The sequence below is a fragment of the Trinickia terrae genome (genome assembly GCF_005144415.1).
Taxonomy (GTDB): Bacteria; Pseudomonadota; Gammaproteobacteria; order Burkholderiales; family Burkholderiaceae; genus Trinickia_A; species Trinickia_A terrae.
On the sequence record NZ_SWJE01000003.1, the window covers coordinates 526404 to 545611 of the forward strand.

The window sequence follows — 19208 nt, forward strand, 5'->3', positions numbered from 1 at the left end:
CTGCCGTGGACTCGAGGTTGATACGCGCAAGGAGAATGTTCGATGGAATACAGATTTCTGGGTGCATCGGGTTTTCAGGTTCCGGTCCTGAGCTTCGGCACGGGAACGTTCGGCGGCAAGGGCGAATTTTTCGAGGCGTGGGGCGCGACCGACGTCGCCGAAGCGCGGCGTCTCATCGACATCTGCTTCGATGCGGGCGTCACGATGTTCGACACTGCGGACATCTACTCGAAGGGCGCGTCGGAGTCGGTGCTGGGCGAGGCGCTCAAGGGCAAGCGCGATCGCGCGATCATCTCGACCAAGGCGACGTTCCGCTTCGACGACGCCTCGCCGAACAACGTCGGCTCGTCGCGCTTCCATTTGATTCAAGCGGTCGATGCGTCGCTCAAGCGCCTGCAGACCGACTATATCGACCTCTTCCAGCTGCACGGCTTCGACGCGAGGACGCCGGTGGCCGAAGTGCTGTCGACGCTCGACGATCTCGTGCGCGCGGGCAAGATCCGCTACACGGGCGTGTCGAATTTCTCTGGCTGGCACCTGATGAAGTCGCTCGACGTCGCGGACCGCTACGGCTATCCGCGCTATGTCGCGAACCAGACCTACTACTCGCTGATCGGCCGCGACTACGAATGGGAGCTGATGCCGCTCGGGCTCGACCAGGGCGTGGGCGCGGTCGTCTGGAGCCCGCTCGGCTGGGGGCGCCTGACCGGCAAGCTCAAGCGTGGCCAGCCGCTGCCCGCGACGAGCCGCCTGCACAAGACCGCCGACATGGGGCCGCCCGTGCCCGGCGACTATCTGTTCCGCGTCCTCGATGCGATCGAGGCAGTCGCGGAGGAAACGGGCAAGAGCGTGTCGCAGGTCGCGCTCAACTGGCTGCTGCAGCGGCCGACCGTCTCGACGGTGCTGATCGGCGCGCGCAACGAAGAGCAGTTGCGACAGAATCTCGGCGCCGTCGGCTGGAACCTGACGCCGGAGCAAGTGGCGAAGCTCGATGCCGCGAGCGCGTTGGCGCCGGCCTATCCGTATTGGCATCAACGCGGGTTCGGCGAGCGCAACCCCGCGCCGGTGTGAGGCGAGCTGGGCACTGACTGCTCGCGATAGAAAAACGCGGCTGGCGCAGCGATGCCGGCCGCGTTTTCATTTTCTGGGTATCCGTATTGGGTGGTTGATATCGGCGTTCTGTTGCATCGCAAAAGTTTGGCACGCTACGGTGAGTTGCTAAGCAACGGACGCCGCCGTGGCGTTCACTTCAACAAGAACTTCCACGGCGCCAGGCGCAAGGTTGATGCTGCCGCCACGCAATCGGCGATCCGACAACGCGCTCACGTAGTCGCGAACCGGCAGCGACACCTCCCTTGACTCCTTGGAAAGGTTCAGCACAAACAATATCTGCCTTTCCTCTGAGCTCCTTACCGCGACTTCTACGCCGTCGGGAAGCTCGAGTTCGCACTCGATGCCTGCATCGGTCGCGATGCGGCGCATCAACGTCCGAGTCGCCTTCTCGTCGAGGACTGTGCCGATGTAGTACACCACACCCTTTGCGTGCGCATTCCGCGTAATCGCGGACGCACCCGAGAAATACTCGCTCGAGTACGTGGCGACTGTTTCTGCCGTGACAGGGGTCAGGATGTCACACCATTGACCGCTTGAGAGCGCCTCGCCCGTGTCGAGGCTCAGCGTCTGCACGTCTTTGCCGACCGGATCGTATTCGTCAACGTACACACCCGCGAGTTCCGTCAGCAAGTTCGGCAGCCGATCGGGCAGACACACATTGTTCATGTTCTTGACGCCCGAACGCGTGGTCAGCACCAGCGTTCCGCCGTTGTCGACGTATTGTTTCAGTGTCAAGGCCATCGCCTCGTCGATCAAATAGAGCATCGGCGCGATGACAAGCTTGTAGCCTTGAAGCCTTTCGCGCCAGTCGATGACGTCGGCGCCTACACCCATCTTCAGCAATGCCGAATGGAGGCGCTTGAAGTTGCCCAGATAGTCGAATCCATCAGCTTGCGGCTGAATCTGGAACGCATTGAGCTGCTCGTGCGAGAAGAGCATGGCCACATCGTGCTTGAGTGAAGTCCCTTCAAGCAGTGGTGTGAGCTTTTGCGCTTCCTGGCTAAATTGAACGAACTCTTCAAAGCGGCGACCGGGCTGCCCGTGATGATCCAACAGTCCGTGCCAAAATTGCTCCGCACCGACACGAGCCGAACGCCACCGGAACTGCACAATCGTGTCGGCGCCGCGCGAAACGCTTTGCCATGCGTAGGCGCGAATCATCCCAGGGAAAGGGGTGCGCGACATCGGGTACCAGCATCCCGGCGTTCCGCTCAGCTGCTCCATCACCCAGAAGTTCTTGCGCTTTACGCCACGCGTGAGGTCGAGCGTCAACGCGCCGTGGTACATCCTCGACTTGGAATCATCGAGGAAATCGGTCGCGGGGTAGTAGTCGACAGATGCGAAGTCCATGCTATCGAACATGTCGTAGTAGTCCGCGGTGACCGGATACCCCCACAGATTGTGAGTCACGAACTTGCCCGGGCTGTTCTTTCTAATCAGCGCGGCTTGGAAGCGATTGAAATCTGCGACGACATCCGACGAGAAACGGCGAAAGTCGAGCAGGAATGAAGGATTGAGGTACGGTGAACCGCCAAGAGGCGTGTTCACTTGATCCCAGTCGCTGTACTCCCCACTCCAAACAACGGTGCCCCACTCACGATTGAGCGTCTCGAGCGACTTGTATTTTTTCTGGAGCCATCCACGGAAAGACCGCGTGCAGTTCTCGCAGTGGCAATCATTCGCAGCAAGTTCATTGTCGGTTTGCCAGCCCATAACGGCTGCGTGTGCTGCATAGCGCTGCGTGATCTGCTCGATGATGCGCTCGCCGAACTTGCGCAGCGACGGACTGTTGTAGCAACGGTGCAGCCGCACGCCCGCGAATATGGCATTGCCTTTGTTGTCGACCGGCAGGACGTCAGGGTAATTGTGGGTTAGCCACACGGGAGGCGTTGCGGTCGGGGTGCCAATCACCACATCGATGCCGTGCCGTGCCAGCACGGCAATCGCTTGGTCGAGCCAATCAAACTCGAACTTCCCTTCGGTCGGCTCAAGTCGCGACCACGCAAATTCAGCCAGGCGAACAATGGTGATACCGGCTTCCTGCATTTGCCGTGCGTCTTGTTCCCACAGCGAAACGTCCCAGTGTTCGGGGTAGTAGTCGACACCGACCTTCATGGAGAGATTCCTCTTGTCAAATGTTTGGGGCGCACTGCGCACTGCGCCCTGCGAGGCTGACGCTCGCATTCGATAAACGATGTGTATTGACTCAGCCCTTCGTGGCGCCGAACGTCAATCCGGCAATGAAGTGCTTTTGCATCGCGAAGAAAATGACGACCGACGGCAGTGCGGCAAGCAGCGATCCCGCCGACACGAGATTCCATGCGGTGGTCCATTGCCCTTTGAGTGCCGCTACTCCGACCGTGATCGGTGCGGCGTCGTCGCCCTGCGTCAAGCAGAGTGCCCAGAAGTAGTCGTTCCAGACGAACGTGAACACGAGAATCGCAAGCGCTGCGAGGGCCGGCGCGATCAGCGGCAGGATGATCCGGTAAAACAATTGCCACTCGTTGGCGCCTTCGATCCGCGCCGCTTCGACGAGCTCGTACGGAAGTTCCTTGATGAAGTTCCGCAAGAACAAGGTGCAGAACCCTGTCTGGAACGCGATGTGAAACAGGACGAGTCCTTCAAGCGTGTTGAACAGACCAAGCTGAAGGGTCAGCTGGCGCACGGGAATCATCAACACCTGGATCGGCACGAAGTTGCCGGCCACGAAGACACTTAGAATGCTGTTGTTGCCCTTGAACGGATACGTCGCCAAAGCGAATCCGGCCATCGCGGCCAACGCGATAGATCCAATGACCGACGGCACCGTGATCAGACAACTATTCAGAAAATAGTGAAGCATCGGGGAGCTAAAAAGCACCGTGCGATAGTTCTCTACGAGCGCGAACTTTTCGGGCCATCCCCAATAGTTACCGTTGGTCAGGTCATCCGTCGAACGAACGGACGTTACGAACACAGCAATCAGTGGAAGCAACCAGATCAACAGCGCGATGGGCAGCGAGGTCTTGTAGACTCTGCGTCCCATCGGGCTCCAACGGCTTACGGGAGTAGGATACATATGCGATTACCCTGTTATCGGTCGTTGTGAAGGAGCCGATGCAGCTGATACACGATGAAGACCAGCATGATCAAGAACAACACGACTGCAATCGCCGCCGAATACCCGAATCTGAAGTACTTGATGGCTTGGTCATACATAAAGTAGGCCAGCACCGTTGAACTGTCGAACGGCCCCCCGCCTGTCATCACCGCGATCAAGTCAAAGCTTCGAAGCGCGCCAATGATGGTCAAAACGACCGAGAGGAAAGTTGCCGGCCGCAATTGCGGCAGCACCACGTGCCACAGCAATGCCCACCCTGTTGCCCCTTCCATCCGACCGGCTTCGATAATTTCCGGATTGATGCTCGTGAGGTTGGTGAGGTAGAGCAACATGCAAAACGGAATCTGCGGCCAGAGAGCAGCGGCAATCACACCGAACGTCGCGTAGTGCTCATCGCCCAGCACCGGAATGCCGTGTCCAACGATGAGCTTCAAGAGCCCGAACGCGGGATCGTAGAACCAGCTGAAGACGAGACCGACGACGACGCCCGACAGCACGAAAGGCGAAAAGAACAGCGACTTGATGAGCCGCATGCCCGTGACACTCTGATTCAGATAGAGCGCAAAAGCGAGCCCGATCGGCGGCGCAAGCAAGAACAACACGAGCCACAAGACGTTGTTCTTCAGCGCGACATAAAACGTGTCGGTATGAAGCAGTTCGTTGTAGTTCGCGAGCCCGACGAACACCTTGTCACTCATTCCGTCCCAGTTGTACAGACTGAGCACAATGCTGCTAAGGATCGGATAGATCACATAGACGCAGAACATCGTGCACGCCGGCAGCAAGAACAGCAAAGCAGCCCGCTTGCGCTTTCTGGCGAGGGGTCCCGACAGCCGTGCCCCTGATGAGCGGCTGATGTGGCGGGGCTGATCTGTGGGTGAGCCTTGGCTCACCGACGTTCTCGTTTCGGCTGTGGCCATCTGAACTCTCGTGTGATCAGGACTTGCTGTAGACGCGCTTGCGCATCTTTTCGAGGTCGCTAAGGATGTCGTCGAGCTTCGACGGATCGCTGATAAAGCGCTGCATGCCCTTCATCCCTTCATCGGCCATTTCCTTGGTCATATCGCGGTCGTAGAACTGGGCCACGCCGCCCTTGGTTTCCGACAGGATCTGGAAGCCGATCTTCGCGATCGGATCGTCGGGCATCGCTGCCTTGTTATTTGCAGGCAGCGTTCCCACGCCCTTGGCAAGGGTGGCGTCGTTGTCCGGTTGGCCCATGAATGCAAGGAATTTCCGCGCATCCGCCTTGTTCGCCGCTCGCATGGGGATGTTCAGACATTCCGCGGAGCCGTCTTCAGCAGCCGTCACCTTCGGGTCGACGGTCGGGAACTTGAAGAAACCGGTTTGAGCCTTCGTCGCCGGCGGCAAGCCAGGCGACAGGAACGTGCCCATCAGCATCATCGCCGCTTGTCCCTGGATATACAGCGGCTGCACGGAGTCGAGACTGTACGACAGCGGATTGTCGATGAAGTACTTGTTGTCGATCAGCGTCTTCCATGCGAGGTACACGTTCTTCACGCGGGGGGCGGTGTAGGGAACCTCGCCGTTCATCAACTTCATGTGGAAGTCGTAACCGTTCATGCGCAGATCGAGGTAGTCGAACCACGCGGCGAGCGTCCACGAGTCGCGCCCTCCGACTGCGATCGGTGCGATGCCGGCTGCCTTGAGCTTTTTGCAATCGTCGAGAAACTCCTGCCATGTCGTCGGCTCGCTTTTAATGCCGGCCTTCTCGAACAGGTCCTTTCTATAGTAGAGGCCCCACGCGAAGTATTGCGTCGGCATCGCGTACTGCTTGCCGTTATATGACGAGGCCGTCTTCAGTGAAGCGAACTGCGTGTTCCAGTCGTTCTTCTGCCAGTCTGCTGAAAGCTCATCGAGCAGGCCGCGCTGCGCGTAGTACGACATGCGTTCGCCTTCGTGCCAGTTAATCACATCCGGTGCTACAGACGTAAGCCAAGCGGGAAGTTGGACTTTGTAGGTCTCTTCTTCGACGAACGCGACTTTTGTGGTCACGCCCGGGTTCGCCTGCTCAAACCGTTTGATCAGGTTCTGCCAGACGGCGCGCGTCTCCGCTCCCTTGAACGCAATGTTCAACTGGAGTGTGCCGGCGCTGGCGGCCGGCGCAACAGAAAGGGCGGCACTCAGAACTGAGAGCGCAATGATTTTTCTCATAGATGTCTCCGGATGTCGTTCTAGTGAAGCTTCGGTATTGCGCTGCCATCGGCGGCGAACAGGTGACAAGCATTGGAACTGAACCGGATCGTGACTTGCGTGCCCGGTTGATAGGTCACGTCACCAGGCTGCTTTGCGACGATCGTCGTTCCGGCGAGATCGTCGAGGTGAAGGTAGCTGTGTTCTCCCAGTCGCTCGACAAGGGTGACTTCGCGCTGGAGTGTCTGCACCGCGCCTACGCCATTGGGTGCGATCACGCCTTCGATGACATCGTCGAAGTGCTCGGGGCGAATGCCCAGTTGCACGGCCTGTCCGATACGCAGCGACGAACCGTCGACTTTGGCCAGGACGTCGTCGCTGGTCTCGTCCAGCGTTACGGTGACGCCATCGTGGTCCACGGATTTGATCGTCGCGCCGAGGAAGTTCATCTTCGGGCTACCAATGAATTCGGCAACGAACCGACTGTTCGGGAGGCGGTACAGGTCGAGCGGTGAGCCTACTTGCGCAATGCTTCCGAAACGCTCGGCATCAGCGCCTGCGCGCAACAAGACGATTTTGTCGCCAAGCGTCATTGCCTCGATTTGATCGTGAGTCACATAGACGGTGCTGGCCTGTGCAAATTGACGATGGAGCTTTGCAATCTCCACTCGAGTCTGACTCCGCAGCATTGCGTCGAGGTTCGAAAGTGGTTCGTCGAACAAGAACACGCCCGGCTCGCGCACGATGGCCCGGCCAATGGCAACACGTTGCCGTTGCCCTCCGGACAATGCTGCGGGTTTGCGCTTCAGCAATGCGTCGAGTTGCAGCGTCTTCGCCGCTTTTTGAACTTTGACCGCCACCTGGTCGGCGGGTAGGCCCGACAGCTTGAGCCCGAACCCCATATTCTCTTCAACCGTCATATGGGGAAACAAGGCGTAGCTTTGGAAAACCATCGCCACCCCTCGTTTGGCAGGGGGTATTGCATTGACGAGGCGACCACCAATCTGCACATCGCCCGATGTTGCGTCTTCAAGGCCTGCGATGATGCGAAGCAGCGTAGATTTGCCGCATCCAGACGGGCCCAGAAAGACACAAAATTCGTTCTCTCCGATGTCTAGGTCGATTCCGCGTAGTACAGGCGCGTGTTCTCCATACGCCTTCGTCACGCCTTTCAGTGTGATGGCTGCCATGTCTCCGTCCAGCTTGGTTTAACGTTACACCATTGGATTTTAAAAAAAGGCCGCGAGGCCTGTCCGGGGGTAACCTTATCTATCTTTTGAACGGACTCTACGCTGGTTTTTAAGCGCGCGCAATAGGTCCTCCACCCGGTACGAGTTGACAAGCGCACGCCGCATCGATTGAATGTCGCGACACACACCCTTTTTCCGCCAGGCACCGAAGCGCCCATCATGAGTAGCAAGCATTTCACTCCGGCCGTCACGATCAGAGAGGTGGCAGAGGATGCCGGCGTCTCGGTCATGACCGTCTCGAATGTGCTGCGCGGCCGGGGACGAGTAGGAGAAGACACGCGACAGCGCGTGCTCGAGGCCGTCGAGAGACAAGGCTATCGCCCGAATTTGACCGCACGAGCGCTCGTCGAGCGAAAGGCTCCAACGCTCGCGTTGATGCTTAGCTGCATCACGAACCCCTTCTATCCGGAGTTCACGCTCGCCGCCAACTTGTCGGCGCTCAAGCATGAACGCCATCTCCTCGTGTGCAACACCGATCACGAGCTAGACCGCGGCACGAGCTTTCTGCAACAGGTTGCTGGTTCGCTATCGGATGGCGTCCTGGTTGCGAACTACGGAAACCTGCCGGTCGAAGAACTGATAGAGCTTCAAGAGCGCGGAGTTCCCGTTGTCATATCGGTTTGGGAGCTCCCTGACGAGCCGCCGGGGATCCCCTGCGTGACGTTCGACTCCAAAGGTGCCGCGCGACTCGCCGTTGAACACCTCGTTGAGTTGGGACATCGGCGTATCGGGGCGATCATTGGCAGTCGCAAGAATGGCATTCATAGAGCCCGTTATGCCGGCTACCAGGAGGTCATGCGCGAAGCAAAGATTCGGCGCCTCGCTGCGGATGAGCGATTCACAGAGGATTCGTTCGATGACGGTTATCGGGCAGCGACGGACTTGTTGTCCTCGCGCCCCGATTTGACGGCGATATTCGTATCGAACGATCTTCCGGCACTCGGCGTGTTGAACGCCGCATCGGATCTGGGGTACTCAGTTCCAGAAGACCTCTCGGTCGTCGGTATCACGGACATTGTTCCAGCCAGACAATCGCGGCCCGGACTAACAACAGTAGCCATTCCGACCAAGGAGTTGGCGGAAAAAGGAATTGGGCTGCTCGTCGACCTCATGAACGGGCGTGCGTCTGACACAACGGTCATCCATACTTCCGCGCCAAGGCTGATCGTTCGAGGCTCGACGGCGGCGCCCTCGAACGATTGACCAACTGAACGTCTGCGAAGCGCCGCTGAGAGGACGTTCGCAAGCCTGTTATTAGTGTGAACAGGCCCTAGCTCGCGAGCTGCCCCTTGAGCCAGCGGTAGAACTGCAGGATCGCCGCTTCGCGCGGGTGGCCTTCGCGCCACGTGAAGAAGTAGTCGAGCGAAGCCGGAATGCGCACATGCCCGAGCTGCACGAGCTCGCCGCGCTCCAGGTAGTCGCGCGCAAGCTGCAGCCGCGCCGTGGCGAACCCTTGCCCGTTGATGGTCGCTTGCAGCAGCAGGCCGGCATCGTCGAAGACCGGGCCGCGCACGGGCTCGTCCGCCTGCAGGCCTGCGGCCTCGAAGAAGTCGCGCCACGAGCGGCGCGCGAAATGCAGGAGCGGCAGGTTCGGCAAATCTTCGATGCGGAAGTCCGGGTAGCGCGCGAGCAGCGCCGGACTGCCTACGGCGATCACCTGATCGTCGAGCAGCTTGCGGATCTGGAAGCCCGGCTCGTCGACGCGCCGGTGCCAGATGCCGATGTCGACCGCATACGGATCGGGCGGGGCGATCTCCGCGTGCATGTGCAGCGACAGATCGATCTGCGGATGCTGATCGTAGAAGCCGCCGAGCCGCGGAATCAGCCAGAACGACAGGAAGTCCGACATCGCGCTCAATTCGAGCCGCATGGCGCCGCCCGTGCTGCTTGTGCCGCGGCGGGCCGCGTCGAGCGCATCGCGCAGATCGTCGAGGCTGTGCCGCACGCGTTCGGCCAGTTGCGCGCCCGCGGCGGTCGGGATCATGCGCGTGCCGGCGCGGCGGAACAGCTCGACGCCGAGCTGCTCCTCGAGCCCGCGCAGATGGTGGCTGACCGCGCTGTGCGTCAAATGCAATTCTTCCGCGGCACGGCTGAAGCTGCGTCGCCGCGCTGCCGCTTCAAGCGCACGCAAGGCTTGCAGAGGTGGGAATGAGGTCGCCATGACGTCAAATTCTACTCACATTACGGTTCGAAATCTCTCGTTGGCCTGGCCGCGCCGCTTCGCGAATAATTCCAACGCATCGGCGCGATGTGGCGTGCTCATTCGACAAGGCTCCGGTTTCACCATGACTTCCACCAGATGGCGCGTGCTCGCCGTTTTCTCGCTTGGGTATTTCGTGTCCTACCTGTTTCGCGGCGTGAATCTCGGGTTCGCGCCGTTTCTGACGCGCGATCTCGGCTTGTCGGCCGCGGACTTGGGCACGCTCACGAGCCTCTATTTTCTCGGCTTCGCGGGCGCGCAGATTCCGGGCGGCGTGCTGCTCGATCATTTCGGCGCGCGGCGCGTGACCGCGTGCGTGATGCTCGTCGCCGCAGCCGGCGTCTTCGTGTTCGGCGCGGCGCACGATCTCGGCGCGATGATGCTCGGGCGGTTCCTGATCGGCGTGGGGGTGTCGGTGTGCCTGGGCGGCGCGTTCAAGGCGACCGCGCAGCATTTCCCGGTCGCTCAGCTGACGCTCGTCAACGGGCTCGTGATGGCGGTGGGCGGCGTGGGCGGCGTCGTGGTCGGTGCGCCGCTGTCGTGGCTGCTGACGGTGGCGGGCTGGCGCGCGATCTGCTTCGGCCTCGCGCTCTTCACGGCGGCGGTGGCCGTGTCGATCTGGCGCTTCGCGCCATCGGCGCGCGACACGGACACGGCGCACCGGCAGGCGAGCGTGCTCGAACAGTTCAAGGGCACTTGGCACGTGCTGTCGAGCCGTGCGTTCTGGAAGCTGGCGACGTTCTCGGGGCTCACGCAAAGCGTGTTCTACGCGATGCAGTCGCTCTGGGTGGGGGCTTTCCTGCGCGACGTCGTGGCGCCCGATGCAAGCAACGGCGCTGCGCGGGCTGCCGCGCTCGTGTCGGTGCTGGGCGCTGCGTTCATCGTCGGCAATATCGGCTTCGGCGCGCTGGCGCGCGAGCTGGAGCGGCGCGGCGTGACCGTGTATGCGTTCTCCGGCGCGACGATGGGGCTCTACGTCGTCGTCCAGGCGTTGATCGCCGCGCGCGTGCCGCTGCCGGAGCCGGTGCTGTGGGCAGCGTATGGCGCGCTCGGCGGCTCGGGCATCCTGACCTATTCGGTGCTGGCCGAGCATTTTCCCGCGCGCATGATCGGGCGCGTGAACACGACGTTCACGCTGGTGATCTTTCTCGCGATCTTCGCGCTGCAAGTGGCGATCGGCGCGGCGCTCGGGCATTGGCCGATGCACGAGGGGCACTATCCGGCGATCGCGCACCGCGGTGTGTGGGCGGTGCTGATCGCGATGCAGATTGCGGGGGCGGTGTGGTACTTCATGCCGGCGCGGCGGGCGCGGGAGGCGGGGAGCGGGTCGGCGAAGCCGTCGGTGTAGGCGGATATCGCTTTGCTTGGGCTGCTGCGGGTTGCGTTTTCTGTTTAGGCGATGCCTACAGCAAGCCTGTCGCGTTGCGCTCGCACGCCCGACAGAATGGCGTCGGCTACCTCGGCAGGGAAATCGCGAGGCAACTGGTCATTGGCGATGCGCAGCGCGTTTTCCGTCTGGTCGACGACTTCCGCGATGAGATCCTGCGCCGTTTCGCTGCTCAGTCCGGCTTGCCGCGCTTGCTCGATCCAGTGCCGCGGCTGGATCGCGTCGATCTGATAGTGGTTGCCGCGGCCGCGCACGGCCATCGCGAGTTTCGCTTTCTGACGCGCAATCTGGTTGCGGCCGCGGCCGATGATCGGGTGTGCGGAGAGCACATCGTAGAGCGGCGTGGCACGGTATTGGCCGCCCGGCAAATGGGAAATGCTGAAGTTCTTGGCGTGCCCGTCGGTTGCCGCGAGCAGCCAGAACACGAGTTGGGTCTTGAAGAAATTGCGCCTGTCCTCGTGCGCATGCTCCGATCCGAGCAGGACTTCCATGATCTGCGCGATCCCCGGTCCACCGTCTTGCTGATACTTGAGCAAGGGCGGCGTGCCGGTGGCCTGGCACATGTCTTCCTGCGGCAGGCGGACGATCCACGTCTTGTCGCTCGCGAGCCTGCGGTCGAAACGCTCGACAATGAGCACCTTCTGATCCTCGAAGCGCGCCATCTCGCACGCCGCAACGGGCAGGCCGTACGCGGCGATGAGCTTCGAGCAGAGCCATTCGTTTTCGATCGAGTTTCGCATGTCGGCCTGCATATTGCCGACCAGCCCCAGCGGCAGTTTGAAGATATGCGTGGTCGGCGTGCTGCCGGTCGGCAAGAGCCATTTCCGGTTGTGACGCAGGAGCGCGGTCTTCTCCTGGGCGCCTGCTATCGACAGCCGCAGGTCGTCGTCGCGGTCGTCGAGGCCGAGTGGCGCCGCGCTGGTGGCGTTGCGCAGCAAGCGGGCGATGCCCGCTCCGGTCAGCGATTCGCCCGTGATGCCGTAGAGATCCTGCGGTTCTTCGTCCGGCGGGAGCAATTGAATTGCGCCGACGCAGTCGCGGCCGAGCGCCGAGAGAAGATCGAACGGCCTGGTGCTTCCGGTGCGGTGGCGCTGTGCCAGGCGCTTGCGGATGGCGTCGCTGTCGGGGAGCAGGTTGTCGAAGAAGGCGGTGACGAGATCGCCGCGGTAAGGCGGATTGCCCGGCGCAAACGGTAGCGAGAGCGACAGCGGACGGCCTTGCTCGTCGGCAATCCATTCGTCGATGTAGCCAAGACGCTCTCCATCCCGGGCGCGCTCCCAGTAGCCCACGGGGATGCCGTTCATCCAGATGTCGAGTCTCCGGGTTTGGGCGGGGCGGCTCATTTACCAGTCTTCCCTTTTCTTCGTGGCGGCCGTGCCGGACTTGCGGCTTGTTTTGGTGACGCCGGCCGTTGCCGGGCGCGGACTTTGGGCTGCGGCAGGCCGAGCCGGTTTGCTGCGGGCGGGCGCTTCCTTGCGCGACCCGGGCGGCACGTGAGCAAGCCGGATTTCGACATCCAGCATGCGCATGACCTTGAAAAGCCGTTCCAGGCTGGCCGCCGCGGGATTGGCCTCGAGCTGGGCGTAGCTTTGCTGCGTGATGCCCAATTGACTCGCGAGCGCCGCCTGCGTGAGCCCGGCGGATTTGCGAAAGCCTTGCAAAATGGGGCGCAATTGGCTGACTGTCTTGAGCGGATAGTCCATGATGAGCTCCCGTAAGAGCGGCACAGTGCGTAGCCTGTATTGTATGAAAACAGGCAATGGCTTGTATATACGAAATACAGGCGATGGTTTGTTTAATCGAAGAACAGTATATAGCCGGTGGCGAAACAGCCCGTCAACGCGGGGTGGATAATCGGAGCCCTTCGCGCTGGTCGAGTTCTGACGCCGCGCGTTACTTGAGCTTCCAGAGGCCCCAGATCGCGATCAGGAGCGCGAGGCCGAAGCCGGTGCCGAGCAAGAGGTAGGTTTCCAATTCGATGACTCGCAGGTTGCAGGGGCCGGCTCGGCGTCGGGCGAGCCGGCCGGTGGCGACATGCTACCGGCACTTCCTTTCAAATCAGGAACGCGCCGGGGCGCTCACGGACTCAACGCCCGTTCCTGCAGCAGCGCGCCGAACGCATCCGGCGTGAGCGGCTTGCCGAGCAGGAAGCCCTGCATCTCGTCGCACTTCATGGTTTTCAGCTTGGCGAGCTGTGAAGCCGTTTCGACGCCTTCGGCCACCACATCCATCTCGAGCGAGTGCGCGAGCGCGATGATGGCGGAGACGATCGCGCCGCCCTCGCGGCCGTGTTCGTCGAGACCATTGGTGAAAAAGCGGTCGATCTTCAACTGCTTGACGCGAAAGCGCTGCAGATAAGCGAGGCTCGAATAGCCGGTGCCGAAATCGTCGATGGCGATCTCGAAGCCGTTCTTCTGAAACTCGCGGATCGTCTCGGTGGTTCTGGCGGCGTCCTGCATCGCCACGGTTTCGGTGATCTCGAACATGATCCGCTCGCAAGCGACCTCTTCGGCGCGCACGATGCCGAGTATGGACTCGACGAGGTCCGGCTGGCCGAGCTGCCGCGGCGAGAGATTGATCGCCACCTTCATCGCGGGCAGGCCCGCGCTCTCCCAGCGGCGGATCTGCCGGCACGTCTCGCGCACGACCCAGTTGCCGATCTCGACGATCTGCCCCGAGCGCTCGGCGACGGGGATGAATTCGAGCGGCGTCAGCGCGCCGAGCTCGGGATGGTCGAGCCGCAGCAGCGCCTCGGCGCCTGCCAGCTCGCCATTCTCGCCGCGGAATTTCGGCTGGAAGCACAGCGAAAAATAGCCGGCGTCGAGCGCTTCGTGCAGGGCATTCTGGATGCGCAGCGTGCGCGTGGCCGCCTCGTTCATGGACGCTTCGAAGAAGCGGTAGGTGCTGCGGCCGCCGCGCTTGGCTTCGTACATCGCGGCGTCGGCGTGCTTGAGCAGCGAGTCGACGTTCTCGCCGTCCTGCGGGAACAGGGCGATGCCGATGCTGGGCGTCACCTGCAGGGGTTGGCCGTCGCCCCACGCGCCTTTGCGCATGCGCTCGAGCACGGTCTCGGCGACGTGCCGCGCGCCGGCCGGCGACTCGAGATTATCGAGCAGCACGACGAATTCGTCGCCGCCCAGGCGGGCCACCGTGTCGTCGCCATGCACGCAATGCAGCAGGCGCTGCGCGAACGCGACGAGGACTTCGTCGCCGGTGGAGTGGCCGAGCGAGTCGTTGATCGTCTTGAAGCCGTCGAGATCCATGAACAGCACCGCAAACATCCGGCCGGAGCGCCGCGAGGCGGCAATGGCGCGTTCGATGCGTTCGGCAAGCGTTCTGCGATTCGGCAGGTCGGTCAACATGTCGAACTTCGCCATGCGCACGATCTGCTCGTTGAGCTGCGTGACCGACCCGGCGAGCAGGCTCGCCCTGATGTCGATGCGCGACAGCGTCAGCGTCGCGATCAGGATCGCGAAGGTGCAGAGCGTCACCGTGGTCGCGAGCCATTGCGAATCGATGCCGTTGGCCGTCGTGCAGATCGCGCCGGCCGCAAAGTCGGCGGCGGCCATGCCGGTGTAGTGCATGCCCGTGATCGCGAGGCCCATGACGAACGCCGCGCCGATGCGTTTTTGCGCCACATGCACCTGCTTGCCGTCGCTGAGCGCACGCGCGATCCCGAGCGCGGCGGTGGCCGCGACGATCGCGATGACGATCGATGCCGCGAGGAGCGCCGGGTCGAAGCGGATGGCCGGCCGCATCTGCAAGGCGGCCATGCCGGTGTAATGCATGGCCGCGATGCCGAGGCCCATCAGGACGCCGCCGGCGATGAGGCCCATGCGCTCGAGGCTGGCGCGCGTCGCGACGAAGAGGGCGAACCAGGAAACGACGATGGCGATGGCAAGCGAATAGCCGGTGGTCGCCACGTCGTAGCCGAGCGGGACCGGCAGCGAGAACGCCAGCATGCCGATGAAATGCATCGACCAGATGCCGACGCCCATGGCCGCGGCGCCGCCGGCGAGCCACGCGTGGCGCGCACGCGAGCGGGCGAGCAGCGAGATCCGGCCCGATAGATCGAGCGCCGTATATGAGGCCAGGGTGGCGACCACGAGCGATAGCGCGACCAGCCAGGAGTTGTAGGTGCTTTGCATGTCAGTACGCGCGAGAGAATGCGCCACGACTGGTTATCGGCAAATCCCTAGTCTTCTGTAGGGAAAAGCCGTGCGAATTCGAAAGCGGGAGCCATGCAACACTCTGTTCCGAAATGCGCAACTTGAACACCGCTCGATTGTCCCTAACTCGGTCTTTTCGAGATGCTGGTTCGGAGCGATGGAATGCCTGGATACGTCAAACTTTCTCTCGCCGTTTGCGCGGCCGCCTTGCTCGGGGCATGCGCGAGCGGCCCGGTCATCACCCCGACCGGGCAGGCGAACACGTATATGATCACGGCGCAGGCGCAGGGCGGCTCGCTCGCGTGGGGCAGGGCGTGGAATCAGGCCAACGACCGTGCCGACGCATTCTGCAAGGAGCGCGGCCTGCGCGCGAGCACGCGGACGACGAGCACGTCGGGCATCGGGGCCATCGAGACGCATGAGACGACGCTCGTCTTCACGTGCCATCCGGACTGGGAGACGGCCGGCAAGAATTGATGGCGCGGGCGCAAGCTCCGGGCCGCGCCCGCGTGTCGTGCCGATTGCATTGCACGCCGAAATAGAAATACTAAATCAGGATTATCCTTGGGTTATCTGTCATTTTTTGGGTAGATAGACTAATATAGTCAACCTATATCTGAGTGAGCAGGGCGTGCGCCTGGCGCGGCGCCTCGAACACATGGACTATCGGCATCTACAGAACCGCAAGAGCATGCACGCACGCATCGTGCAGGAGTTGGGCATCGAAATCGTGCGTGGCACGCTCGTGCCCGGCGAGCGGCTGCCGCCCGAGCCCGCGCTATGCGAGAAATATGGCGTGAGCCGTCCCGTCGTGCGCGAAGCGACGCGCGTGCTCGTGGCGAAGGGGCTGGCAATCTCGAAGCCGCGCGTGGGCAGCGTCGTGCGTCCGCGCGAGCATTGGCATTTGCTCGACCCCGACGTGCTCTACTGGACGCTCAGCAGCATTCCTGAAAGCGACTTCTTTCATTCGTTGTTGACCGTGCGCCGCATCATCGAGCCTGCGGCCGCTGCGCTCGCGGCGGCTGAAGCGAAGGCCGAGGATGTCGAGCGAATCGAGGCCGCCTACGCACGGATGGCGGGCGCGCAAACTGCCGCCGAGCTGCTCGAGCCGGACCTCGAGTTTCATCGCGCGATCATGGCCTCCACGCATAACGACCTGCTCGCCTATATCGGCAACATGATGTCGCTCGCGTTGTCCGAGTCGATCAAGCTGACGAGCCGCCATCCGGATACGCACGCGTTGTCGCTGCCGCGTCACAAGGCGATTCTCACGGCGATCCAGAGCCGCGACCCGCTGGGCGCGCGGCAAGCGAGCCTCGTGCAGCTCGAGAACGCGCTTGCCGACGCGGATACGATCCTCGAAGTCGGCAGCCGCAGCGTGCGCTGAGCACACGCTGCCGCGCACGGCGGCGGATGACCTTCAATGCAGCCGAGGCAGCGCCGGGGGCAGGGCGCCGCCTGCATCGAGCTTGAACACCGCGACGGCATTGCCGAGCACCACTGCCTGCTCCTCCAGCGACTTGGCCGCAGCCGTCGCCTCTTCGACAAGCGCGGCATTCTGCTGCGTGGTCGTATCCATCTGCATGACGGCGAGGTTGACCTCTTCGATGCCCTGGCTTTGCTCGCGCACGGCCGAGAAGATCTCCGTCATCAGCCCGCTGACCGACTGCACCGATTGCACGATGTCGGTCATCGTGTCGCCCGCGCGGTCGGCGAGCGCGGAGCCCTCGGCGATTTTCTCGACGGTGTCGTCGATCAGCTGCTTGATTTCCTTCGCGGCGTGCGCGCTGCGTTGCGCGAGGCTGCGCACTTCGCTCGCGACGACCGCGAATCCGCGCCCCAGCTCGCCGGCGCGCGCCGCTTCCACGGCGGCGTTCAAGGCAAGGATGTTGGTCTGAAACGCGATGCTGTCGATCAGGCCGACGATCTCGGCGATCTTGCTCGAGTGCACGGAAATGCCTTGCATGGTGCGCACGACGTCGCTGACGACTTGTCCGCCGGCCGCCGCGGTCTCCGATGCGTGCGTGGCCTGCTTGCTGGCCTTGTCGGCGTTTTCCGCGTTGCGCTTCACAGTGGACGTCAACTGCTCCATGCTCGCCGCGGTGCGTTCGAGCGAGGCGGCTTGCTGCTCGGTGCGGCGGGACAGGTCCGCGCTGCCCGACGCGATTTCCTGCGCCCCGCCGGTGATCGATTCCGTGCTCGTCCTCACGCTGCGCACGGTATCGACGAGCGCGTCCTGCATCGTCTTCAGGTCCGCGAGCAGCGCGCCCATTTCATTGCGATGCTCGACGCGCACCTCGCCGCTCAGGTTGCCCGACGCGATGCGCCGCAGGTGCTCCATCACCTGCGCAACGGGCCGGACCACGACGCCGATCAGCATCGCCCGCGCGAAAACGCCGATCGCGAGCGCCGCGAGCGACGTGGCGGCGAGCGCGGCGATCATGGCCTTGAAGCGCGTCTGCGCATCGGCGTAACGCGCGCGCTGGCTGTCCATGACGGCGTCTTCGCGTGCCTGCATCGCGCTTTGGTAGGTCTTGGCGAGGGCTTGCGTGTCCTTGCCCTGCAGCGCCTTGAAGTCGCTGAAGGCCATGTGTTCCAGCGCGTCGAGCCCGGGAAGCACCGCTTTCGCGATGACGGCGCGGCGTTGGTCCTTCAGTTGCGCCGTGGCCGCTTGCGCTTCGGGATAGCGCGACTGCAGCTCGACGAAGCGGGCGAAGGCGCGATCGGATTCGGCGAGGTCGTGGTGCGCCGCCGTCAGCAGGTCCGGATCGGGTTCGCCTAGTCCGTACAGCGCCTGGTAGCTGTCGAGCGATACGCGGGCGCGCTGCAGCAGCGCGTCGCTGGTCTTGAGCGCGACGAGCGCGCCCGTGTCGCTCTCGTACATCTCACGCAGCGCGTCGTTGCTGAGCTTCAGCGCGCCGACGCCCGCCGCGCTCACGACGACCAGGATCGCAAAGAACACGGCGATCACGAGCGTCATGCTCGCGCGGATGGTGAGACCTTTGAGCATGGTGTTTCCCCCGTCGTATGGCGGCTCGCCGGTTCTCGCGAGTGTTTCTGTCGGGCGTGATCCGGTGAGCCTTGTGTGTCGAGTCGCTCGTCTCGTTGCGAGCGTTTGGGTTCGTGGTTTGTTTGGATGGGCTGAGGCCGTGCTAATGCGAATGCGCCGGCACGTCCGCCCCTCGGCAGCCGACCAGGAAATCGAAGTCGCAGCCCTCGTCGGCTTGCAGCACGTGATCGACGTAGAGCTGCCGGTAGCCGCTCGCGTCGGCAGGCTGGCGCGCCTGCGCATCCTTCCATGCTTTCAGCCGCGCGGCAATCTCAGCCTCGTCGATCTCGATATGTAGGCGCCCCGCCTCGCAATCGAGCTCGATCCAGTCGCCATCGCGCACCACCGCAAGCGGGCCGCCCGCGCGCGCCTCGGGCGCCACGTGCAGCACCACCGTCCCGTACGCGGTGCCGCTCATGCGCGCATCGGACACGCGCACCATGTCCGTCACGCCCTGCGCGAGCAGCTTCGGCGGCAGCCCCATGTTGCCCACCTCGGCCATCCCCGGATACCCCTTCGGGCCGCAGTTCTTCATCACCAGCACCGAGTCCGCGTCGACCTCGAGTTCGGGATCGGCGATGCGCGTCTTGTAGTCGTCGAAGTTCTCGAACACCACCGCGCGTCCCCGGTGCTTCAGCAGCGACGGTGTCGCGGCCGAAGGCTTGAGCACCGCCCCGCTCGGCGCCAGGTTGCCCCGCAGCACGCACAGCCCCCCATCCGGCACGAGCGGCTTGTCGAGCGGACGGATCACCTCGGCGTTGTAGACCGGCGCGTCCTGGCAGTTCTCCC

Annotated in this window: 16 protein-coding genes; 5 read left to right on the forward strand and 11 right to left on the reverse strand. The window is 62.7% G+C overall.

The annotated features are described in order from the left end of the window. The first annotated feature begins 42 nt into the window (after positions 1-42). Entirely contained in the window at positions 43-1071 is a 1029-nt protein-coding gene (locus FAZ69_RS07605; protein WP_136893326.1) for an aldo/keto reductase, read from the forward strand. A 147-nt stretch (positions 1072-1218) separates the two neighbouring features. Here the strand turns inward: FAZ69_RS07605 and FAZ69_RS07610 are convergent, their stop codons facing one another. From FAZ69_RS07610 to FAZ69_RS07630, 5 genes are all read right to left on the reverse strand, one after another. Further along, positions 1219-3228 (reverse strand): beta-galactosidase, encoded by a 2010-nt coding sequence (locus tag FAZ69_RS07610; RefSeq protein ID WP_136893327.1) that lies wholly within the window; start codon positions 3226-3228, stop codon positions 1219-1221. A gap of 91 nt (positions 3229-3319) precedes the next feature. Next, positions 3320-4171 (reverse strand): carbohydrate ABC transporter permease, encoded by an 852-nt coding sequence (locus FAZ69_RS07615; protein WP_136893328.1) that lies wholly within the window; start codon positions 4169-4171, stop codon positions 3320-3322. A 14-nt stretch (positions 4172-4185) separates the two neighbouring features. Continuing rightward, positions 4186-5133: a carbohydrate ABC transporter permease gene (locus FAZ69_RS07620; RefSeq protein ID WP_136893329.1), complete on the reverse strand. Its 948-nt coding sequence runs from the start codon at positions 5131-5133 to the stop codon at positions 4186-4188. Between the two features lie 16 nt (positions 5134-5149). Next, positions 5150-6385, reverse strand: coding sequence for an ABC transporter substrate-binding protein (locus tag FAZ69_RS07625; protein ID WP_136893330.1), 1236 nt, complete (start codon positions 6383-6385; stop codon positions 5150-5152). Between the two features lie 20 nt (positions 6386-6405). Then, positions 6406-7554, reverse strand: a complete 1149-nt coding sequence (locus FAZ69_RS07630) for an ABC transporter ATP-binding protein (protein WP_136893331.1) — start codon at positions 7552-7554, stop codon at positions 6406-6408. A 219-nt stretch (positions 7555-7773) separates the two neighbouring features. On the opposite strand from FAZ69_RS07630, the gene FAZ69_RS07635 reads away from it, so the two are divergent. Then, a complete protein-coding gene (locus FAZ69_RS07635) occupies positions 7774-8817 on the forward strand; it encodes a LacI family DNA-binding transcriptional regulator (protein WP_136893332.1) in 1044 nt (347 codons plus the stop codon). A gap of 67 nt (positions 8818-8884) precedes the next feature. On the opposite strand, the gene FAZ69_RS07640 is transcribed toward FAZ69_RS07635, so the two are convergent. Further along, entirely contained in the window at positions 8885-9775 is an 891-nt protein-coding gene (locus FAZ69_RS07640) for a LysR substrate-binding domain-containing protein (protein WP_136893333.1), read from the reverse strand. Positions 9776-9899: 124 nt separating this feature from the next. Here FAZ69_RS07640 and FAZ69_RS07645 point away from each other — a divergent pair, with 124 nt between their 5' ends. Continuing rightward, the gene (locus FAZ69_RS07645) at positions 9900-11162 is read left to right on the forward strand and encodes an MFS transporter (protein WP_136893334.1); all 1263 of its coding nucleotides are present in this window, start codon (positions 9900-9902) and stop codon (positions 11160-11162) included. A gap of 44 nt (positions 11163-11206) precedes the next feature. Here the strand turns inward: FAZ69_RS07645 and FAZ69_RS07650 are convergent, their stop codons facing one another. The 3 genes from FAZ69_RS07650 to FAZ69_RS07660 form a co-directional block, all read right to left on the reverse strand. Further along, on the reverse strand, positions 11207-12544 hold the full coding sequence (locus FAZ69_RS07650; RefSeq protein WP_136893335.1) for a type II toxin-antitoxin system HipA family toxin: 1338 nt from the start codon (positions 12542-12544) through the stop codon (positions 11207-11209). Beyond that, positions 12545-12904 carry a helix-turn-helix transcriptional regulator gene (locus FAZ69_RS07655; protein WP_136893336.1) on the reverse strand — a complete coding sequence of 120 codons (360 nt, stop codon included), beginning with the start codon at positions 12902-12904 and terminating at the stop codon, positions 12545-12547. A 375-nt stretch (positions 12905-13279) separates the two neighbouring features. Then, positions 13280-15349, reverse strand: a complete 2070-nt coding sequence (locus FAZ69_RS07660) for a putative bifunctional diguanylate cyclase/phosphodiesterase (RefSeq protein WP_136893337.1) — start codon at positions 15347-15349, stop codon at positions 13280-13282. A 183-nt stretch (positions 15350-15532) separates the two neighbouring features. Between FAZ69_RS07660 and FAZ69_RS07665 the strand changes: the two genes are divergently transcribed. Then, complete coding sequence (locus tag FAZ69_RS07665; RefSeq protein WP_136893338.1) at positions 15533-15847, forward strand: hypothetical protein; 315 nt, start codon at positions 15533-15535, stop codon at positions 15845-15847. Positions 15848-16028: 181 nt separating this feature from the next. Then, positions 16029-16757: a FadR/GntR family transcriptional regulator gene (locus tag FAZ69_RS07670; protein ID WP_136893339.1), complete on the forward strand. Its 729-nt coding sequence runs from the start codon at positions 16029-16031 to the stop codon at positions 16755-16757. A gap of 33 nt (positions 16758-16790) precedes the next feature. Here the strand turns inward: FAZ69_RS07670 and FAZ69_RS34325 are convergent, their stop codons facing one another. Continuing rightward, on the reverse strand, positions 16791-18380 hold the full coding sequence (locus FAZ69_RS34325) for a methyl-accepting chemotaxis protein (protein ID WP_136893340.1): 1590 nt from the start codon (positions 18378-18380) through the stop codon (positions 16791-16793). A gap of 142 nt (positions 18381-18522) precedes the next feature. Further along, positions 18523-19208 (reverse strand): IlvD/Edd family dehydratase (locus FAZ69_RS07680; protein ID WP_169708587.1); only part of this gene is annotated, 686 nt, incomplete at its 5' end.

What these genes read in the sequence shown, in the direction of transcription:
- FAZ69_RS07625 (WP_136893330.1), bottom strand. Translation starts at nt 6,385, where the DNA reads ATGAGAAAAATCATTGCGCTCTCAGTTCTGAGTGCCGCCCTTTCTGTT.
- FAZ69_RS07650 (WP_136893335.1), bottom strand. Translation starts at nt 12,544, where the DNA reads ATGAGCCGCCCCGCCCAAACCCGGAGACTCGACATCTGGATGAACGGC.
- FAZ69_RS07605 (WP_136893326.1), top strand. Translation starts at nt 43, where the DNA reads ATGGAATACAGATTTCTGGGTGCATCGGGTTTTCAGGTTCCGGTCCTG.
- FAZ69_RS07670 (WP_136893339.1), top strand. Translation starts at nt 16,029, where the DNA reads ATGGACTATCGGCATCTACAGAACCGCAAGAGCATGCACGCACGCATC.
- FAZ69_RS07620 (WP_136893329.1), bottom strand. Translation starts at nt 5,133, where the DNA reads ATGGCCACAGCCGAAACGAGAACGTCGGTGAGCCAAGGCTCACCCACA.
- FAZ69_RS07610 (WP_136893327.1), bottom strand. Translation starts at nt 3,228, where the DNA reads ATGAAGGTCGGTGTCGACTACTACCCCGAACACTGGGACGTTTCGCTG.
- FAZ69_RS07645 (WP_136893334.1), top strand. Translation starts at nt 9,900, where the DNA reads ATGACTTCCACCAGATGGCGCGTGCTCGCCGTTTTCTCGCTTGGGTAT.
- FAZ69_RS34325 (WP_136893340.1), bottom strand. Translation starts at nt 18,380, where the DNA reads ATGCTCAAAGGTCTCACCATCCGCGCGAGCATGACGCTCGTGATCGCC.
- FAZ69_RS07660 (WP_136893337.1), bottom strand. Translation starts at nt 15,349, where the DNA reads ATGCAAAGCACCTACAACTCCTGGCTGGTCGCGCTATCGCTCGTGGTC.
- FAZ69_RS07640 (WP_136893333.1), bottom strand. Translation starts at nt 9,775, where the DNA reads ATGGCGACCTCATTCCCACCTCTGCAAGCCTTGCGTGCGCTTGAAGCG.
- FAZ69_RS07655 (WP_136893336.1), bottom strand. Translation starts at nt 12,904, where the DNA reads ATGGACTATCCGCTCAAGACAGTCAGCCAATTGCGCCCCATTTTGCAA.
- FAZ69_RS07615 (WP_136893328.1), bottom strand. Translation starts at nt 4,171, where the DNA reads ATGTATCCTACTCCCGTAAGCCGTTGGAGCCCGATGGGACGCAGAGTC.
- FAZ69_RS07665 (WP_136893338.1), top strand. Translation starts at nt 15,533, where the DNA reads ATGCCTGGATACGTCAAACTTTCTCTCGCCGTTTGCGCGGCCGCCTTG.
- FAZ69_RS07635 (WP_136893332.1), top strand. Translation starts at nt 7,774, where the DNA reads ATGAGTAGCAAGCATTTCACTCCGGCCGTCACGATCAGAGAGGTGGCA.
- FAZ69_RS07630 (WP_136893331.1), bottom strand. Translation starts at nt 7,554, where the DNA reads ATGGCAGCCATCACACTGAAAGGCGTGACGAAGGCGTATGGAGAACAC.